6 protein-coding genes are annotated in these 17,889 nt (G+C 72.7%); 1 reads left to right on the forward strand and 5 read right to left on the reverse strand.

All coding sequences use genetic code 11. The features are described from left to right. Positions 1 to 52: 52 nt before the first annotated feature. Positions 53 to 2,284, reverse strand: a complete 2,232-nt coding sequence (locus E1283_RS12740) for an MMPL family transporter (RefSeq protein ID WP_132818105.1) — start codon at positions 2,282 to 2,284, stop codon at positions 53 to 55. A gap of 171 nt (positions 2,285 to 2,455) precedes the next feature. On the opposite strand from E1283_RS12740, the gene E1283_RS12745 reads away from it, so the two are divergent. Then, positions 2,456 to 3,181 (forward strand): SGNH/GDSL hydrolase family protein, encoded by a 726-nt coding sequence (locus tag E1283_RS12745; protein WP_132818106.1) that lies wholly within the window; start codon positions 2,456 to 2,458, stop codon positions 3,179 to 3,181. A 141-nt stretch (positions 3,182 to 3,322) separates the two neighbouring features. Here E1283_RS12745 and E1283_RS12750 read toward each other — a convergent pair whose 3' ends face one another. The 4 genes from E1283_RS12750 to E1283_RS12765 form a co-directional block, all read right to left on the reverse strand. Continuing rightward, a complete protein-coding gene (locus E1283_RS12750; RefSeq protein WP_132818107.1) occupies positions 3,323 to 5,062 on the reverse strand; it encodes a phytoene desaturase family protein in 1,740 nt (579 codons plus the stop codon). A gap of 33 nt (positions 5,063 to 5,095) precedes the next feature. After that, positions 5,096 to 6,769, reverse strand: coding sequence for a phytoene desaturase family protein (locus E1283_RS12755; RefSeq protein WP_132818108.1), 1,674 nt, complete (start codon positions 6,767 to 6,769; stop codon positions 5,096 to 5,098). Continuing rightward, positions 6,759 to 8,489 (reverse strand): phytoene desaturase family protein, encoded by a 1,731-nt coding sequence (locus tag E1283_RS12760; protein ID WP_132818109.1) that lies wholly within the window; start codon positions 8,487 to 8,489, stop codon positions 6,759 to 6,761. Before E1283_RS12760 ends, E1283_RS12755 begins: the two co-directional genes overlap by 11 nt. Next, on the reverse strand, positions 8,479 to 17,889 hold a 9,411-nt coding region (locus E1283_RS12765; protein ID WP_425086162.1), incomplete at its 5' end, for an amino acid adenylation domain-containing protein. The genes E1283_RS12765 and E1283_RS12760, both read right to left, overlap by 11 nt.

Below are 17,889 nucleotides of genomic sequence, written 5' to 3' on the forward strand. Positions count from 1 at the left end.
CGTCCCGCCCACCCCCCGTGACGGTGGGCGGGACGGGCACCGTGCCCCGGTGTCAGGGCCGGGCCGTGGCGTGTTCCCTCGTCGGTTCCGAGGCGACCGCGGTCGGGGCCTCGTGGAGGCCGAAGCGGTCGTGGAGGGGGCGGAGCCAGGCGGGGAGCCACCAGAGGGCCGTACCGCCCAGGCGCATGGTGGCGGGGAGCAGCGCGCCGCGGATCAGGGTGGCGTCCATCAGCACCGCCAGCGGCAGGCCGATGCCGAGGGCCTTGAGGAAGACGATGTCCGAGACCAGGAAGGCCAGGAAGACGATGGACAGCGTGGCCGCGGCCGCCGTGACGATGCGGCCGATGCGTTCCAGGCCCAGGGCCACGGCGGTGGTCGGGTCGCCCGAGTGGTCGTACTCCTCGCGGATCCGGGAGAGCAGGAAGACCTGGTAGTCCATGCCGAGGCCGAAGGCGACCGCGAACAGCAGGATCGGCACGGTGCCGACCACGTTGCCGGTGGCGGTGAAGTCCAGGAGCCCGGACAGGTGGCCGTCCTGGAAGCCCCAGACCAGCGCGCCGAAGGTCGCGGTGAGGCCGATCGCGCTGAGCACCATGGCGAGCAGTGGGAGCAGCACGCTGCCGGTGAGCAGGAACAGCAGCACGTACATCACGACGAGCAGCGTCAGGCCGGCGGTGGCCAGCCGGTCGGTGATGGCGTCGAGGCCGTCCATGGCGATGGCGGTCGGTCCGCCCACCAGGGCCTCGGCGGGGGCGTCCAGGGCGCGGACGGCGTGGACCAGGTCCTGGGTCTCGGGGGTGGGCAGCGGCTCGGGGACGACCGTGAGATGGACGCCGCCGTCGGCCGCGAAGGAGCGGTGGTGGTCGTCGGGCGGGGCGACCTGGGTGCCCTGGGCGTAGCTGCCGGTGCTGGTGTCCACCCGGGCGACGCCGGGGAGTTCGGTGAGCGCGGTGGCGTACCGGGCGACCGCGTCGGGGTCTTCGGGGGCTTGGGGGAGCACCACGCTGAGGGCCTGGCTCTCGCCCGACTCGTAGTCGGCGCGCAGGGATTCGGCGACCTGCCTGGCCGAGCTGGACGCGGGCAGCACCCGCTCGTCGGCGGCGCCCATCTCGATGCTCAGGAAGGGCACGCCGAGCAGCAGCAGTCCGCCGGCCACCAGGGTGGCGACGGGCACGGGGCGGCGCATCACGAAGGACGAGAGCCGGTGCCAGAAGCCGTTCGCCAGGTCGGTGTCGCGGGCCGGGGCGGAGGCGCGGCGCGGCAGCGGGAGGCGGCCCTTCTCGATGCGCGGGCCGAGGACGGCGAGCAGTGCCGGCAGCACGGTGAGGGTGACCACGGCGGTGAGCAGGGCGACCGCGACGCCGGCGTAGGCGATGGAGCGGAGCGCGAGTAGCGGGAACCAGGCCAGGCAGGCGAGCGTGACGGCCACGGTGACGGCGGAGAAGAGCACGGTGCGGCCGGCGGCCAGCATCATGACGCGGATCGCGGCGCCGGTGTCCCGGCCGGCGGCCAGCTCCTCGCGGTAGCGGCTGACCATCAGCAGGCTGTAGTCGACGGCGAGGCCGAGACCGAGCAGTGTGACGACGTTCAGCGCCAGGACGGAGATGTCGGTGACGGAGGACAGGACCCAGAGCAGGCCGACCGAGAACAGGATGGTGACGGCGCCGATGACCAGCGGCAGGGCGGCGGCCACCAGGCTGCCGAAGATCAGCACCAGCACCAGCAGCATCACCGGGAAGGCGATCGTCTCGCCGCGCACCGCGTCCTCGACGCTGAGCTCGCCGAGCTCCTTGTTGACCATGGCGGCGCCGCCGATCTCGACGGTGAGGCCTTCCTGGTCGCCCTCGTAGGCCGGCTGGAGGTCGGTGAGCCGCTCGGTGGCCTCGTTCTCGTCGCCGTCGATGGAGGCCATGATCAGCGCCGACTCGCCGTCGCCGCCCCGCAGTTGGGGGGCGCCGGTGGCCCAGTAGGAGGTGACGTCCGAGATCCCGGGCTCGGCGGCCAGGCGGTCGGTGAGCGCGGCGCCGGCCGCCGCCGCGGCCGGGTCGTCGACGCCCTCCGGGGCGCGCACCAGCAGCGCCAGGTTGAGGTCGTCGCGGCCGAACCGGTCGGTCAACTCCGTGGCGGCGCGGCCCGACTCGGAGCCGGGGTCGTCGAAGCCGCCGGCCTTCATCCGGTCGAGCCCCATGGAGCCGACGACGCCGGCGGCCAGCGCGAGCAGCACCGCGACCAGCAGCACCAACCGGCGTCGTGTGAGGAGGAGATCCGACAGTCTGGTGAGCATGGTCTTCCCTTCGTCCATGGGCGTTGGAAGGGAGACGGCACAGGGCTCCGGAATGTGACATCCACGCTCTGGGCGGGTACATGACATGCAACACCGGAGGGGGCTGTACGCGGACCTATGGGACGGTCCGCGTGTCCGGCGGGACTTCCACCTGCCACGGAGAGCAGTCCAATGAGCCGATTCGCCCGACGAGCCAGCCTGCTGTGCTGCGCGCTGCTCGTCACCCTGCTTTCGCCCCTGGGAGCCGCCCAGGCCGACTCCGCCGACCCGACGAACGCCGCCGACCCGGTGCGCGTGATGCCGCTCGGCGACTCGATCACCGGATCGCCCGGCTGCTGGCGCGCGCTGCTCTGGCGCGACCTCCGGAACGCCGGCCACACCAACGTCGACTTCGTCGGCACCCAGGCCCCCCAGGGCTGCGGCTTCGCCTACGACGACAACCACGAGGGCCACGGCGGGATCCTCGCCACCACCATGGCCGACCAGAACCAGCTGCCGCCCTGGCTGGCCGCCACCGACCCGGACGTGGTCATGATGCACCTGGGCACCAACGACGTCTGGAGCAACCGCTCGCCGGCCACCATCCTGAACGCGTTCGGCCGGCTCGTCGGCCAGATGCGCGCCAACAACCCCCAGGTCACCGTGTTGGTGGCGCGGATCCTGCCGATGAACGCCGCCAACTGCGCCGAGTGCGGGCAGCGCGTCGTCGACCTCAACGCGGCGATCCCTGGCTGGGCGGCGGGGATCTCCACCGCCCAGTCACCGGTCGTCGCCGTGGACCAGTGGACCGGGTTCAACCCGGCCACCGACACCTACGACGGCGTGCATCCGAACGACGCGGGCAACGTGAAGCTCGCCGCCCGCTGGTACCCGGCGCTCGTGCCCTACCTGGGCTGAGCAGTCCTGTCGGGGCCGGAGTGGCACCGCGCCCGCGCCCCGGAAAGGGGCGCGGGCGCGTGACATCAGGCGGCTCCGCCGCGCGGGCGCGACCAGCCACAGCCGGCCCACGGTTGCCCGTCCGCGTTTCCGGTGGCCCGCTCAGCGGGCCGACGTGCCGGTGGGCACGGGCCGCTTCGCGGGTGCCGGCGGCGGCGCCGGCGCCGGCAGCGGCCGCTGGCCCACCGGCACCACCACATGGGTGGGCAACGGCGCGGAGCGGTCGATCTCGGCGGTGAACTCCTTGCCGTCGTCCCGGCAGACGAAGTGCATCACGTGCCGGCCGGCCGCCGCCGCCCTGATCAGCCCGCCGGTGGTGGCCCACACCCCCGAGACGTAGAAGTTCCGCAGCCCCGGCAGCCCGGGACCGTGCTTCTTGATCTGCTCCTCCATGGTCTCGCCGCTCTCCACGAACGGCTGCCACCCCAGCACCGTGCCGTCGTAGTTGCCCGTGTAGCGGACCTGGGTGAGCGGCGTCGACACGTCCCGCACGGCGATCTCGTCCCTGATCCCCGGGTAGCGCTCCTCCAGCCAGGCGATCAGCGCGGTGCGCGCCCTGCGCTTGGCCGCCAGGTACTCCTTGGACCGCCGCACCGGCAGCGTGTGCATCTCGACGCCGCGGCGGGTGCGGCTGCTCTGCTCGGGACCGTCGTGCAGCTCGCGCCAGGGCGCGATGTCGCAGAAGTAGGTGGCGTAGACGACGGAGGTCTCGTCCGGCGACAGCTCCGGGTAGTGCATGCTGCGGAACTGCACGTTGATGCTCGGGTGCCTGATCCCCGGCAGCTTCGCCGCGTCCGCCTCGGAGAGCAGGTGGGTGGTGCACGGGTCGCCGTCGGGGAACTTCCGGCGCAGGCCGAGGAAGAGCGTGAAGTACCCGGGGAAGACCATCCCCTCCTCCTTGATGGTCTCCGTGTACAGGTGGCGGTAGGTGTCGTCCGTGTACCGGCCGCCGAGGAACCGCATCATCGTGGTGTAGCCGTCGCAGGCCGAGACCACGATGTCGGCGCGGAACTCGCGGCCGTCCGTGAGCCGCACGCCCACCGCCCGGTCGTCCTCGACCAGCACCTCCTCGACCTTCGCGTTGTACGTCACCTCGCCGCCGAGCCGCAGATAGCGCTGCTCGATCGACCTGGCGAGCCCCAGCGAGCCGCCCTCCGGCACGCCGGCCGACAGGTTGGCGTGCGAGGCGAGCTGGAAGTAGAAGGGCAGCACCGGGAAGTTGGGGTGCTTCTCGTAGAGGATGAAGTTGAACGCCTCGCGCAGCAGCGGGTCCTTGAACTTCGCCGAGTACTCCGTCATCAGCACCGTGATCGACTTGCGGATGGTGTTGAAGTAGGGGACGAACGAGGCCAGCATCCGCCAGCGCTCCCACCGCCCCATCAGCCCCACCGGCTTGAGGAACGGGTAGACGTTCAACGCCTTCCGGAACGAGCGCAGCCCGTTGCAGAAGCTCCTGATCCGGCGGGCGTCCGCCGGCGAGAGGGAGATCAGGTGCGCTTCGAGGCGGTCGGGGTCGGAGTAGAAGTACACGGCCCTGCCGTCCTGGCCGCGCACGATGTTGAAGACGTCGAAGTGCCGCATCTCCTTGCCCTGCAGGGCGCCGAGCTCCAGCCAGATCTGGTGCATCTCGTTGCCCGGGCCGTTCCCCAGGAGCCAGCTGATGCAGCAGTCCAGCGTGTAGTCGCCGCGGTCCCAGGCGGTGCAGCATCCGCCGGGGATGTCGTGCATCTCGAGGATGCGGGTGTCGTAGCCGTTCATCTGGCCGTAGGCGCCGGTGGAGAGCCCCCCGAGCCCCGCGCCGATGATGATCATGGTCTTGCGCGGTGGGGTGGGCTGTGACATGGGCTGTGGCACGGTGTGTCCTCCGGCCGTCCGCTAGGACCGCGTGTCGAGTCTGACGGGCTTGTCGAGTTGGGGGAGATGGCCGAGCAGGCCGGGGTGCCAGGCCTCGCGCTCCTCGCTCTCCCAGGCGCGGAACGGGACGCCCAGCTCGTCGCAGAGGAACTGCACGGCGAACCGGCCCGAGGCGGCGGCCGAGATCAGGCCGCCGGAGTGCACCCACTGGCCGGCCATCGAGAAGCCGGCGAGCCCCGGCAGCCGCATCCGGTCCTTGTTGACGACCTTGGTCAGCACGTCGTCGGCGTCCGAGAACGACTTCCAGCCGAGGATCGAGCCGTCGATGGTGCCGGTGTACCGGTGGTGGGTGGCGGGCGTGGCCACGTCGAGCACCTCGACGCGCTCGGCCAGGCCGGGGTGCTCGCGGTCCAGGAAGTCCCGGATGAACTCGGCGACCTGGGCCTTGCGGGCCCGGTACTCGCGGCGGCTGTCCTGGCGCAGCGACTTCCAGTAGGCGTAGTCGCTGAAGTAGGTGCAGTGGATCACCGAGTGGCCGGGCGGCGCGAAGCCGTCCGAGTAGCGCGACCGCAGCTGCACCACCAGGCTCCGCTGCAGGACGCCGGGCAGCCGCTCGACGTCCTCCGGGCGGAGCAGGTAGGTGGTGCTGTGCGGCGCGTCCGGCGCGACGTCGCCGCGGAACCCGACGAACGCGGAGACCACGCCGTGGTAGATGGTCTGCGGCCGGTGCATCAGGTCGGTGTACAGCCGGGTGATCCGCGGCCCGGTGTACCGGCCGCCCAGCAGGTCGTAGATCATGGTCCGGCCGTCGCAGGCGCCGATGACGTGGTCGGCGAAGTGGCGGGTGCCGTCCCTCAGCTCGACGCCGACGGCGCGGCCCTCCTCCACCAGGATCTGCCGCACCCGGGCCCGGTAGCTGATGTCGCCGCCGAGCTCCAGGTAGCGCCGCTCGATGGACCGGGAGAGGCCGAGCGAACCGCCCTGCGGGAAGCCGGCGTTGTCGTGGTACGCGGCGGCCAGGTTGAACAGGTAGGGCAGCAGCGGGAACGTCTCGTGGTCCTGGAAGAAGATGAACGGGAACGCCCGCCGCAGCAGCGGGTCCTTGAACCGCTCGGTGAACGACTCCATCTGGGTGGTCGCCGTGCGGTAGAACAGGCCCATCGCCGGCAGCAGCGTGCGCAGGGTGCGTAGCTTCTCGCGCGGCGTCAGCAGCGCCTTCGGCTTGAGGAACGAGAACAGGCCCTCCAGCTCGGTGAACCGCCGCAGGTAGCGGCAGAAGGCGCGGATCGGCTCGGCGTCCTCCGGGGACAGCTCCAGCAGGTGCCGCTCCAACCGGTCCGGGTCGCGGTAGAACGTGACGGCCCGGCCGTCCTCGCCGACGACGCGGTTGAACATCTCGAAGTTCCGGACCGACTTGCCGTCCAGCGCGCCGAGCTCCCGCCACACCTGGTGCGCCTCGTTGCCGGCGGCGGTGCCGAGCAGCCACTCGATGCAGTAGTCGAAGACGTAGCCCTTGCGGGCCCAGGCCGTGCAGCCGCCGCCCGGCAGCACGTGCCGCTCGAAGATCCGGGTGTCCATGCCGCTCATCTGGGCGTAGCAGCCCGAGGCCAGCCCCGCGATGCCGCCGCCGACGATGATCACCCTCGGACGCCCGGTGCCCCGCTCGCTGGTCCCGGGGGGCCGTTCACGTGGCATGGGAGCCTCCGCTGTCGCTGTTCTCCGCCTCGCCGGCGGAGCGGGAGTTGAGCTGGCGCAGCGCCTGGGTGTCGAGTTGGGGGAGGTGGCCGAGCCTGGCCCGGTGCCACCGGCCGCCGCCCCCGTCGCTGAGGGAGGGGCGGAACGGCAGCCCGAACTCGTCGCAGAGGAACTGGGCGGTGAAGCGGCCGGTGGTGGCGGCCCGGATCAGGCCGCCCATGCCGACCCACTGGCCGGTCATGGAGAAGCCGGCGAGCCCGGGCAGCCGCATCCGGTCCCTGTTGATCAGCTTGGTGACCTCGTCGTCGGCCGGCGAGAACGGCTTCCAGGCGAAGATGGTGCCGTTGTGGTTGCCCGTGTAGCGGTGGGCGGTGACCGGGGTGGCGATGTCCGTGACCTCGATCCGCTCGGCGGTGCCGGGGTAGAGCCGGTCGAGGAATCCGCGCTGGAAGTCGGCCACCCGGCGTTTCGTCGACCAGTACTCCCGGCGGTCGTGCGTGCGGAGCTTCTTCCAGGCCTCGTAGTCGCTGAAGTAGGTGCAGCGGACCACCGACTTGCCGGGCGGCGCGAAGCCCTCCCAGTAGTGGTTGAACAGCTGCACCACCATGGTGTGCTGGAGGCCGCCGAAGAGCCGGGCCCCCTCCTCGGGGCGCAGCAGATAGGTGGTGCTGTGGGGGTCGTCGGTCTCGACCGGCCCGTCGATGCCGAAGTAGGTGGAGACGGCGGCCGGGAACAGGTTGTCGGAGTCGTGCAGCATCTTCCGGTAGAGCCGGTCGATCCGGGGGCTGCGGTACCGGCCGCCCAGCAGCCCGTTGATCGTGGTGTTGCCGTCGCAGGCGGAGACCACGTGGTCGGCGAGAATCCGGGTGCCGTCCTTGAGCTGGACGCCGACGGCCCGGTCGTGCTCCACCAGGATCCGGTCCACCCGGGCCCGGCAGGCGAGTTGGCCGCCGAGCGCGGTGTACCGCTCCTCGACGGAGCGCACCAGGCCGAGCGAACCGCCCTCCGGGAAGCCGGCGTTGCCGTTGTGCGCCCGGGCCATGCCGTACAGGTAGGGCAACACGGGGAAGCCCACCGGGTCCTGGAGGATGATGTTGGGCAACGCGCGGCGCAGCAGCGGGTCCTCGAACCGCTCGGCGAATTCCGCCATCTGGGTGGTGGCGGTGCGGTAGAACAGCGGCAGCAGCGGCAGGGTGGCCAGCGCCGTGCTCAGCTTCTCGCGCGGCGACTTGAGCGGCGGCGGCGTGAGGATCGGGTAGGGGTGGGCGTCCGCGAAGCCCCGCAGATAGCGGCAGAGCCGCCGGATCGGCGCCGCGTCGCCGGGGGAGAGCTCCAGCAGGTGGCGCTCCAGCCGGTCCGGGTCGTTGTAGAAGGTGACGGCGCGGCCCGTCTCGTCCATCACCCGGTTGAACATCTCGAAGTGCGCGATCTCCTTGCCGTCGAGCGCGCCCAACTCCCGCCACACCTGGGCCGCGTCGCCCGACTCGCCGGTGCCGCTCAGCCAGTCGACGCAGTAGTCGAAGAGGTAGCCCTTGCGCGCCCAGGCGGTGCAGTAGCCGCCCGGCAGCACGTGCTTCTCCAGGATCAGCGTGTCCATGCCGCTCATCTGGGCGTAGCAGCCGGCGGCGAGACCGGCCACGCCGCCGCCGATGATGGCGACCCGGGGGCGGCCGCCCGGCGACGCCGGGCGGCTCCAGTCGGTGAGGCGCTCAGGCGGCACGGGACTCACCTCCGGTGAGCACGGACCGGGTCAGCAGCGCGTTGTGGACCAGGGGACCCTCGTCGAGCATGTCGGCGTGGACCCCGGCACCGCGCAGCACGACGGAGTGGGTGGTGGAGGTGGCGTGCCAGCTGCCGTGCTTGCCGGCCGCGTAGAACGCCACCTTCTCCTCGTCCGAGATGACCGTGACGGCGGCCGCGACCGTGCCGGTGTTGGGGGTACGGCTGCAGAAGTCCAGGTAGTCCCTGGCCTGTTCCAGCGTCTCGTCGGCGACGATGTCCGAGCCGAGGTGCTTGCGCAGGTGCTCGCCCAGCTCGTGCTCGAACGCCCGGAAGTGCTCGGGGCCCATCTCGAAGGCCTCCGCGATCCGGTACGAGTCCATGATGATCACGTCCGACACCTCGCGGCCTCTGGACTCCAGCTCCTTGGCGACCTCGAACGCCAGGTTGCCGCCCAGCGAGTAGCCGAAGAGCACGTAGGGACCGCTCTTCCGGAGCGACTCCACCAGGTCGGCGTAGCGGGCCACCTTGTCGTCGCCCGCCAGGTAGTTGAAGGACACGAACCGGTACTCGGGCAGCCGCGCGGCCAGTTGGCGGTACACCAGGCCGTGGCCGCCGGCGGGCGGGAAGCAGAACAGCGGGCTGCCCTGCTCCCCGTTGAAGGTGCCCTCGTTGAACGTGAGATGCGGCTGGGCGCCGGCGATCCGCCCCGTGGTGATGTCCTCCACGGTGCGGGCCATCCCGTGCAGGGTGGTGACCCGGAACAGCTGGCTCACCTGGATCGAGATGTTGAACTCCTGCTGGAGGTGGTGGATCAGCTCGATCAGCCGGATGGAGCTGCCGCCGACCTCGAAGAAGTCGTGGTGCAGGCCCACCGACTCGATGCCGAGGAGCGCCTTCCAGTGCTCCGCCATCCGCACCTCGAACAGCGTGGTCGGCGGCTCGGCCGCCTCCTCGTCGAGGTCGGTCGGCGGCGCCGGCAGCGCCGCCACGTCCACCTTGCCGTTCGGGGTGAGCGGCAGGGCCTCCAACTCCACGAAGACGGAGGGGATCTGGTATGTCGGCAGGTAGCCGGCCAGGTGGCGCCTGAGCTCCCGGGTGTCGAGCGGGGTGCCGTCGGCCGGCACGCAGTAGGCGCACAGCGTCGCCTCGCCGCGGGCGTCCCTGCGGACGGTGACCACGGCCGAGGCGAGCCCCGGCCAGGCCGTCAGCTGGGACTCCACCTCGCCCAGCTCGATGCGGTGGCCGCGGACCTTGATCTGCGAGTCGGACCTGCCGAGCAGGTGCACCCCGCCGGCCGCGTCCCAGTGGGCCAGGTCGCCGGTGCGGTAGAGCCGCACCGGCGCCGCGCCCGGCTCCCGGCTCAGGGCACGGGTGACGAACCGCCGCGCGGTCTGCTCCGGGTCGCCCGCGTAGCCCAGGGCCACGCCCGAGCCGCCGATCCACAGCTCGCCTGGCACACCGGCCGGCACCGGCTCGCCCTGCGCGTCCAGCACGTAGAGCGCGCTGCCGGGGAACGGACGGCCCACGGGCACCATCCGGCTCGGTTCGAGGCCGGTGGCCGGGCCCTCGAAGTAGGCGCTGTCGATGGTGGCCTCGGTGAGCCCGTACGAGTTGACCACCCGGGTGTCGGGGCCGCAGCGGGCCCGCAGCCGCTCGTACTCGGAGACCTTCCAGGCGTCCGAGCCGACGACCACCAGACGCATGAAGTCCAGCCGGACGTCGACCGCCTCGCAGTGGTCGAGCAGCCCGCGGACCACCGCCGGCACGAACTCGCCGGCGTCCACGCCCTGCTCGCGCATGGTGTCGTAGAGCCGGGCCGTGTTGAACAGCAGCTCCCGGCCGATCAGCACCAGGGTGCCGCCGGAGCACAGGGCGCGCACCAGGTCGCCGGTGAAGACGTCGAACGAGGGCGCCGCCATCTGGAGGTGGACGCCGACCTCGCTGTCGAGGCGGTACTCGGCGCGCCAGCCGGCGTAGGCGGCGGCGAGCGAACGGTGGCTGACCCGGACCGCCTTGGGGCGGCCCGTGGAACCCGAGGTGTAGATCACGTAGGCGGGGGAGTCGAGGTCGACCACGGTGGCCGCGGCCGGCGGCGCCGCGGCGCCCTCGGCCCGCAGCTCGTCGGGCGAGACGGCGGGCGCCTTCGCGCCGGCCAGCCGCTTGGCGCCGCGCTCCTCGGCGATCACCAGCGCGGCGCCCGCGGTGTCCGCCATGTAGGTGAGCCGGCCCGCCGGGTGCTCGGGGTCGAGCGGCAGGTAGGCGCCGCCCGCCCTGAGGACCGCGAGGAGCGCGGTCACCAGACGGGGCGACTTCTCCAGGCAGACCGCCACCACCGAGCCCTCGCCCACGCCCCTGGCCCGCAGCCCGCGGGCCAGCAGCTCGGCGCCGGCCTCCAGCTCGGCGTAGCTCAGCCGCTCGGCGGGACCGGACTCGGCGGGGGCCGACAGCGCCACCACGTCCGGGTGCTCGCCGGCGACCTCCGCGATCAGCTCGTGCACCGGCCGCGCCACCGGCTCGACCCGGGTCGCGCCGCTCCACTCGGTGAGACCGCTCCAGTTGTCGAGAATATGCCGCCGCTCGTCGGCGCCGAGCATCGCCAGCCCGTCGATCGGCTGGTCGCCGGGCGAACCGGTCAGCTCGGCCAGCAGGTTGACGTAGTGCCCGGCCATCCGCCGCACCGTGTCCGCCACGAACAGGTCGGTGTTGTACTTGAACACGCAGTGGAAGCGGCCCTCGGACTCCTCCTCGTACGCCGACAGCGTGAGGTCGAACTGGCCCTCCTCCTCCGGCAGTTCGATGTAGTCCAGGCGGTAGCCGTACTTCTCGGTGGCCACCTTGTGGTGCAGCAGGATGAACATCGCCTGGAAGACCGCCGACCGGCTGGGGTCGTGCTGGAGGCCCAGCTTCTCCACCAGCAGTGTGAACGGGTACTCCTGGTTGTCGAGGCCGCCGAGCACGACGGTGCGCACCTGGTCGAGCAGCTCGGCGATCGACGGCGCCCCCGCCAGGTCCGCGTGCAGCGGCAGCGGGTTGACGAAGTAGCCGTAGACGCTGGCGAACTCCTCCTGGGTGCGGCCGGTGACCGGGCTGCCGACGATGACGTCGTCCTGGCCCGAGTACCGGTGGAGCAGCACGTAGTAGGCGGCCAGCAGCACCATGAACACCGTGACGTTGTGCTCGCGGGCCAGCGCGTGCACCCGGGAGCTCAGCTCCTCGTCGAGGACGAAGAACTCGGACGCGCCGTTGTGCGTCATCACGGCCGGCCGCGGCTTGTCCGTCGGCAGGTTGAGGATCGGCACCTCCTGCGGCAGGTGCGACGTCCAGTACTCCAGCATCCGCCGCGCCTCGGGCCCGGCCAGGAACTCGTTCTGCCAGTTGAGGAAGTCGAGGTAGCGGGCCGGGACGGGCGGCAGCTCCACCCGGCGGCCCCGCCGCAGCCCCTCGTAGAGCGACAGCAGCTCCTCGATGAAGGTGAAGGTGGAGATGGCGTCCGAGACGATGTGGTGGACGGCCTTCATGATCAGCCACCGGTCGGGCCCGCGCCGGAAGAGCCGGAACCGGAACAGCGGGTCCCGCTCCAGGTCGTACGGCGCCCGGTACTCGTCGATGATCGTCTGGTAGATCTCGTCCCACGAGCTGTCCTCGACGTCGAACAGCTTCAGGTCGACGTCGACCTCGGAGGAGATCCGCTGCACCGGCTGCCCGTCCGCCAGCAGGAAGTTGGCCCGCAGGCTCGGGTGGCGGGCCACCAGCGCCCGCACCGCCTCGAACATCAACTCCGGGTCGAGCTCGACCCGGACCTCGACGGCGCCGCCGATGTTGTACGCGAAGCCGTCCGGGTGGAGCTGCTTCAGGAACCACTGCGCCTTCTGGTTCTGCGTCAGCGGATAGCGCGACGCGTCCTCGAAGCGCTCGACGACCGCGCCGCCGCCCTCGCCCGCGCCGTCCGCCACCAGGCCGAGCAGGCCGTCGTGGGCCTGCGCGACCAGCTCGCTCATCGGCGCGCTGCTCAGCAGCGCCACCACCGGCAGCGCCACCTGGAGCTCGGTCTGCACCCGGGAGCGCAGCTCCATCGCCAACAGCGAGTCGAGGCCGAGCGAGCCCAGGCTGACGGCCGGGTCGACCCGCTCCGCCGGCACCCGCAGCACCGTGGCCACCAGGGCGGTGAACCGCTCGGTGAGCAGCAGCGACCGCTTCTCCTCGCCGGCCTCCCGGAAGGCGTCGAGGAAGCTGCTCGCCTCGCCGGCCGCCGCGCCGCTGCCGGCCGCCGCCAACTCCGCCACCAGCGGCGGCGGCACGTCGTACCAGGCGAGGAACGTGGGCCAGTCGACGATGGTGGCCACCACGAGCCGCGCCCGGTCCTGGCCGATCACCCGCTCCAGCACCGCCATGCCGGCCTCCGGCGCGAGCGAGCTCATGCCCCGGCTGTTGCGGTAGTGGTCGATCAGCCCCAGGTCCTCGATCATGCCGGTGGCCCACGGGCCCCAGTCCAGGCTGAGCGCCGGCAGCCCGGCGGCCCGCCGGTGGTGCGCCAGCGCGTCGAGGAAGGCGTTCCCCGCCGCGTAGTTGGTCTGGCCGGCGGTGGTCAGCACCGAGGCCACCGAGGCGAACAGCACGAAGTGCTCGAGCGGCTCGTCCGCCAGCACCCGGTGCAGCACCGTCGCCCCGGCCACCTTCGGGTCGTAGACCCCGTCGAAGGTGGCCCGGTCCATCTCCGGCACCCGGGTGTCCCGCACCTGCCCGGCCAGGTGGAACACGCCGCGGATCGGCGGCGCGTCGCTCCGCCGGTACTCGTCGAGCCAGCCGGCGAACGCCGCCTCGTCGGTGACGCTCAACCGCACCACCACCGGGTGGGCGCCGAGTTCCTCCAACTCCTTGACCAGCGCCACGTTGCGGGCGGCCGGCGAGCCGGGGGCGAGGTCGCGCCACTCGGCGCGCGGCGGCAGCGGCGTGCGGCCCACCAGGATCAGGCGACGGGCACCGCGTCTCACCAGGGTGCGGCAGAGCAGTCGACCCAGCGCGCCGAACGCGCCGGTCACCAGGTAGCCGCCGTCGGCCCGCAGCCGCAGCGGAAGCGGTCGGCTCAACGCCTCGGCCCGCCGCAGCCGGCTGGTGTACCGGCGGCCGCCGCGCAGCGCGATCTCGTCCTCGTCGGTGGCGGCCAACTCCCGCAGCAGCGCCCGGGCCTCGGCCTGCCTGGCCGCCGGATCGGCGCCGCCGCCGAGCTCCAGGTCGAGCAGCTTCCCCTGGTGCCCCGGCAGCTCCTGGTACCACAGCACCCGGCCGATGCCCCAGGCCGGCGCCCCGAGCGGCTCCACCGGGGCGCCCTCGACCGCCGCCTGCGCGCCCCGGGTGACCACCAGCAGCCGGCCGGGGTGCCCGCCGTCGAGCAGCGCCTGGGCGAGGGTGATCAGCGAGAACCCGCCGAGCGTGGCGTGGTCGCCGAGCGCGGCGCGCTCGCTGGCCTCGAACCCCGGCAGGTCCAGGTTCCACAGGTGCACGATCGCGTCGAACGGGCCGCCGGCCGCCGTGAGTTCGGCGAGCAGCCGGCCGAAGTGGCCGGCCGAGCCCGGGTCGACGGTGGACTCGTCGCGCCCCGCGCCCAGCGCGTAGCGCTCGCCGGCCCGCACCAGGTGGCAGCTGCCGCCGTGCGCCCGCGCCGCGGCCGCCAGCTCGTCGCCGAGCCCGGACTCGTCCGCCAGGATCAGCAGCCGGCCCGGCGCCTGGTGGACCCGCTCGGCCAACTCGGCGGCGAGCGGCGCCTCCTGCCAGGCGACGTCCGTCAGCCAGCCGTCGATCGTGGACAGGCCGACCGAGGTGGCGGCCTTCTCCACGTTGGCCGCCCGGAATCCGGAGATCCGCCCGAGGGGCGCGCCGTCCTCGTCGTAGACCGTGATGTCGCCGATCAACTCGTCGTCGCCGCGCCGACCGATGGTGGCGTGCACCCACAGCGGCTGGTCGCCGACGGCGTCGAAGCGGACCTCGCCGATGGACAGCGGCAGCCGGATCCCGGTGTCGGCCGGGTCGTCCGGGCCGCCGTCGAGGAGTTGCGGGGTGAGCAGCGTCTGGAAGCAGGAGTCGAGCAGCACCGGGTGCAGGTGGTGCCGGGCGGCGTCGTCCCCGATGGCCGCGGGCGGCCGGACCAGCGCCAGCGCCTCGTCCGCGCCGATCCACACCCGCTCGATGCCCTGGAAGGCCGGGCCGTAGTGGTAGCCGAGGTCGGCGAGCGCCGCGTAGCAGTCGGGCCCGGCCAGCTCGCGCGCGGCGCGCCCGGTGATCGCGGCCCGGTCGAGCGCGACGCCCAGCCGGCGCCGCTGCCCGGCGCGGACCACGCCGCTGGCGTGCACCACGCGCTCCTGGGTGCCGCCGCGCGGGACGCTCGCCACGGTGAACCCGGCGCCCTCGCCGGAGAACGACAGCTGCACGGTGTTGGCCTCGCCGTCGGGCAGGAACAGCGCCTTGCGCAGCTCGACGTCGGCCAGCGCCGCGTCCGTCGAGCCGGTCAGCGCGCGCACCGCCTGGGTGGCCATCTCCAGGTAACCGGCGGCCGGGAAGAGCACGTTGCCCTGGATCCGGTGGTCCTCCAGGTACGGCAGCGCCTCGGCGTCGAGGCGGGCCTCCCACACCGGCTCGGCGGACGCCAACCGCCGCCCGAGCAGCGGGTGTTCGAGCCGGCCGAGCCTGACCTGCGCCACCGGCGCCGGTTCCACCCAGTACCGGTCGCGGCGCCACGGGTAGCGGGGCAGCGTCACCGGGGAGCCGGTGGGGTGCTGTGCCCGCCAGTCGATGTCCACGCCCAGGTTGTGCAGCGTGGCGAGCGACATGGCGAACCGCTCGGGCTCGTCCTCCTGGCGGCGGATCGACGGCACGGACACGCCCCTGGCGCCGCGCTCGTCGAGGCACTCGCGGATCGAGTGGCCGAGCACCGGGTGCGGGCCGATCTCCAGGAAGACGCCGTAGCCGTCGGCCGCGAGCCGGTCGACGGCGGCCCGGAAGTGCACCCGCTCGCGGACGTTGAGGTACCAGTAGTCGGCGTCCAGCTCGGTGCCGAGCGCGAGGGCGCCCTCCCGGGCGGTGAGGTACAGCGGCACCTGGGCCGGCCGCGGCTTGAGGTCGGCCAGCGAGCTCAGCAGCTCCTCCCTGATGTCGGCCATCCGGGCGCTGTGGTACGGCACCTTGACCGTGAGGAACTTGGCGAACACCTGCTCGGCCCTGAGCTCGGCGGCCAGCTGGGCGAGCGCGTCCTCCTCGCCGGCGAGCGTCATCCCGGTCGGCGAGTTGACCGCGGCGATCGAGACCCGGTCCCCGTAGGGGCGGACCCGGCGGGCCGCGTCCCGCTCCGACAGGCTCACCGCGAGCATGGTGCCGGTGCCGACCATCTGTTGCTGGAGCCGGCTGCGGTGCACCACGACGCGCGCCGCGTCCTCCAGGGTGTAGACGCCCGCCTCGTGGAACGCGGCGACCTCGCCGGTGCTGTGGCCCACGACGGCGTCGGGGGTGATCCCGCGGCTGCGCCAGAGCGCGGCCAGACCCACCTGGACGGCGAAGTTGGCCGGCTGGGCCAGCCAGGTCTCCGCCATGTCGGAGTCGGCCTCGTCGGCCGCCATCTCGGCGATCAGGGACCAGCCGGTGAGCTTGCCGATCTCCGCGTCGACCCGCTCGACCGCCTCCCGGTACACCGGCTCCGTCTCGAACAACTGCCGGCCCATGGCCCACCACTGCGGGCCCATGCCGGTGAACACCCAGACCAGGCGGCGCTCCTCGGCGTCGAGCCGCTGCCCGGTCAGCACCCGCGGATGCTCCTCGCCGCGCTCGAAGGCGGCCAGCGCCTCGTCGAGCGAGGCGCGGGACGAGTACACGACGGAGAGCCGCGACTCCAGGTGCTGCCTGCGGTGGGCCAGGGTGTGCCCCAGGTCGTCGAGGGAGACCGGCGGCCCGCCGTTGACGCCGGCCAGCTCGCCCCGGATGCCGGTGACCAGCTCGGGGAAGGCCACCGGGTCGCGGGCGGTCAGCGGCAGGACGGCGTACGCCGGCCCCGTGGCGGCCTCCTCGGGCGGGGCGGCGGCCACCCGGGCCGGCGCCTCCTCCAGCAGCACGTGGGCGTTGGTGCCGCCGAACCCGAAGGAGTTGACCCCGGCGCGCGCCGGGCCCTCGTGCGCCGGCCAGGCGGTGAGCTCGGTGGGGATCCGGAAGGGCAGGTGCTCCCGGTCGATCTTCGGATTGAGCTCCTCCAGGTTGATGTGCGGCGGGATCACCCGGTGCCTCAGGCACAGCACGGTCTTGATCAGGCCGGCGATGCCGGCGGCCGACTCGGTGTGCCCGATGTTGGTCTTGACCGAGCCCACGTAGCAGGGGGCGCCTGGTGCTCGCCCGACGGCCAGGGCCCGGGCCAGCGCGTTGGCCTCGATCGGGTCGCCGACGGGGGTGGAGGTGCCGTGCGCCTCCACGTACTGGAGGGAGCCGGGGGTGATCCCGGCCTCCGCGCAGACCCGCTCGATCAGCGCCACCTGGGCGTCCGCGTTGGGGACGGTGATGCCGTTGGTGCGGCCGTCCTGGTTGACGCCGGAGCCGATGATCACCGCGTGCACCGGGTCGCCGTCGCGCAGCGCGTCCTCCAGGCGCTTGATCGCCACCACGCCGACGCCCTCGGCCCGCACATAGCCGTTGGCCGAGGCGTCGAAGGTGCGGGACCTGCCGTCGGCGGAGAGGAAGCCGCCCTTGGTCTCGGCGATGGTGTACTGCGGCGCCGAGTGCAGCAACGTGCCGCCGGCCAGGGCGAGTCGGGTCTCGCCGCGGGCCAGGCTCTGGCAGGCGAGGTGGACGGCGACCAGCGAGGAGCTGCACGCGGAGTCGAGGGAGACGCTGGGGCCCCGGAAGTCGAAGCAGTACGAGATCCGGTTCGACACCATCGTCATCATCGTGCCGGTGGCGGTGTGGGCGGCCAGGGTCTCGAAGCTCAGGTCGGCGAACTGGATGATCTTGTAGTCCAGGGTGAAGGCGCCGACGAACACGCCCACGTCCTGGCCGGCCAGTTCGCCGGGTTTCTGGCCGCCGTCCTCCAGGGCCTCCCACGCGACCTCCAGCAGCTTCCGCTGCTGCGGGTCCATGTGTTCCGCCTCGCGCGGGGAGATCCCGAAGAAGGCCGGGTCGAACTCGTCGAAGCCGTCGATGTAGCCGCCGCGGCCGCCGATCAGCCGGCCGGGCTTCGCCTGGTCCCGGCTGCCGAGCGTCGTCACGTCGTAGCGGTCGGCCGGGGTGGGGGTGAGGCAGTCCTTGCCGGCGACCAGGTTCTGCCAGAAGGCGCGGTAGTCACTGGCGCCGCCGGGCAGCCGGCAGCCCATGCCGATGATGGCGAACTTCTGCGGGGTGGACCGGGGCGGAGCGGACGGGGGCGTGGT

It is taken from the genome of Streptomyces hainanensis (assembly GCF_004348415.1).
GTDB classification, from domain to species: Bacteria; Actinomycetota; Actinomycetes; order Streptomycetales; family Streptomycetaceae; genus Streptomyces; species Streptomyces hainanensis.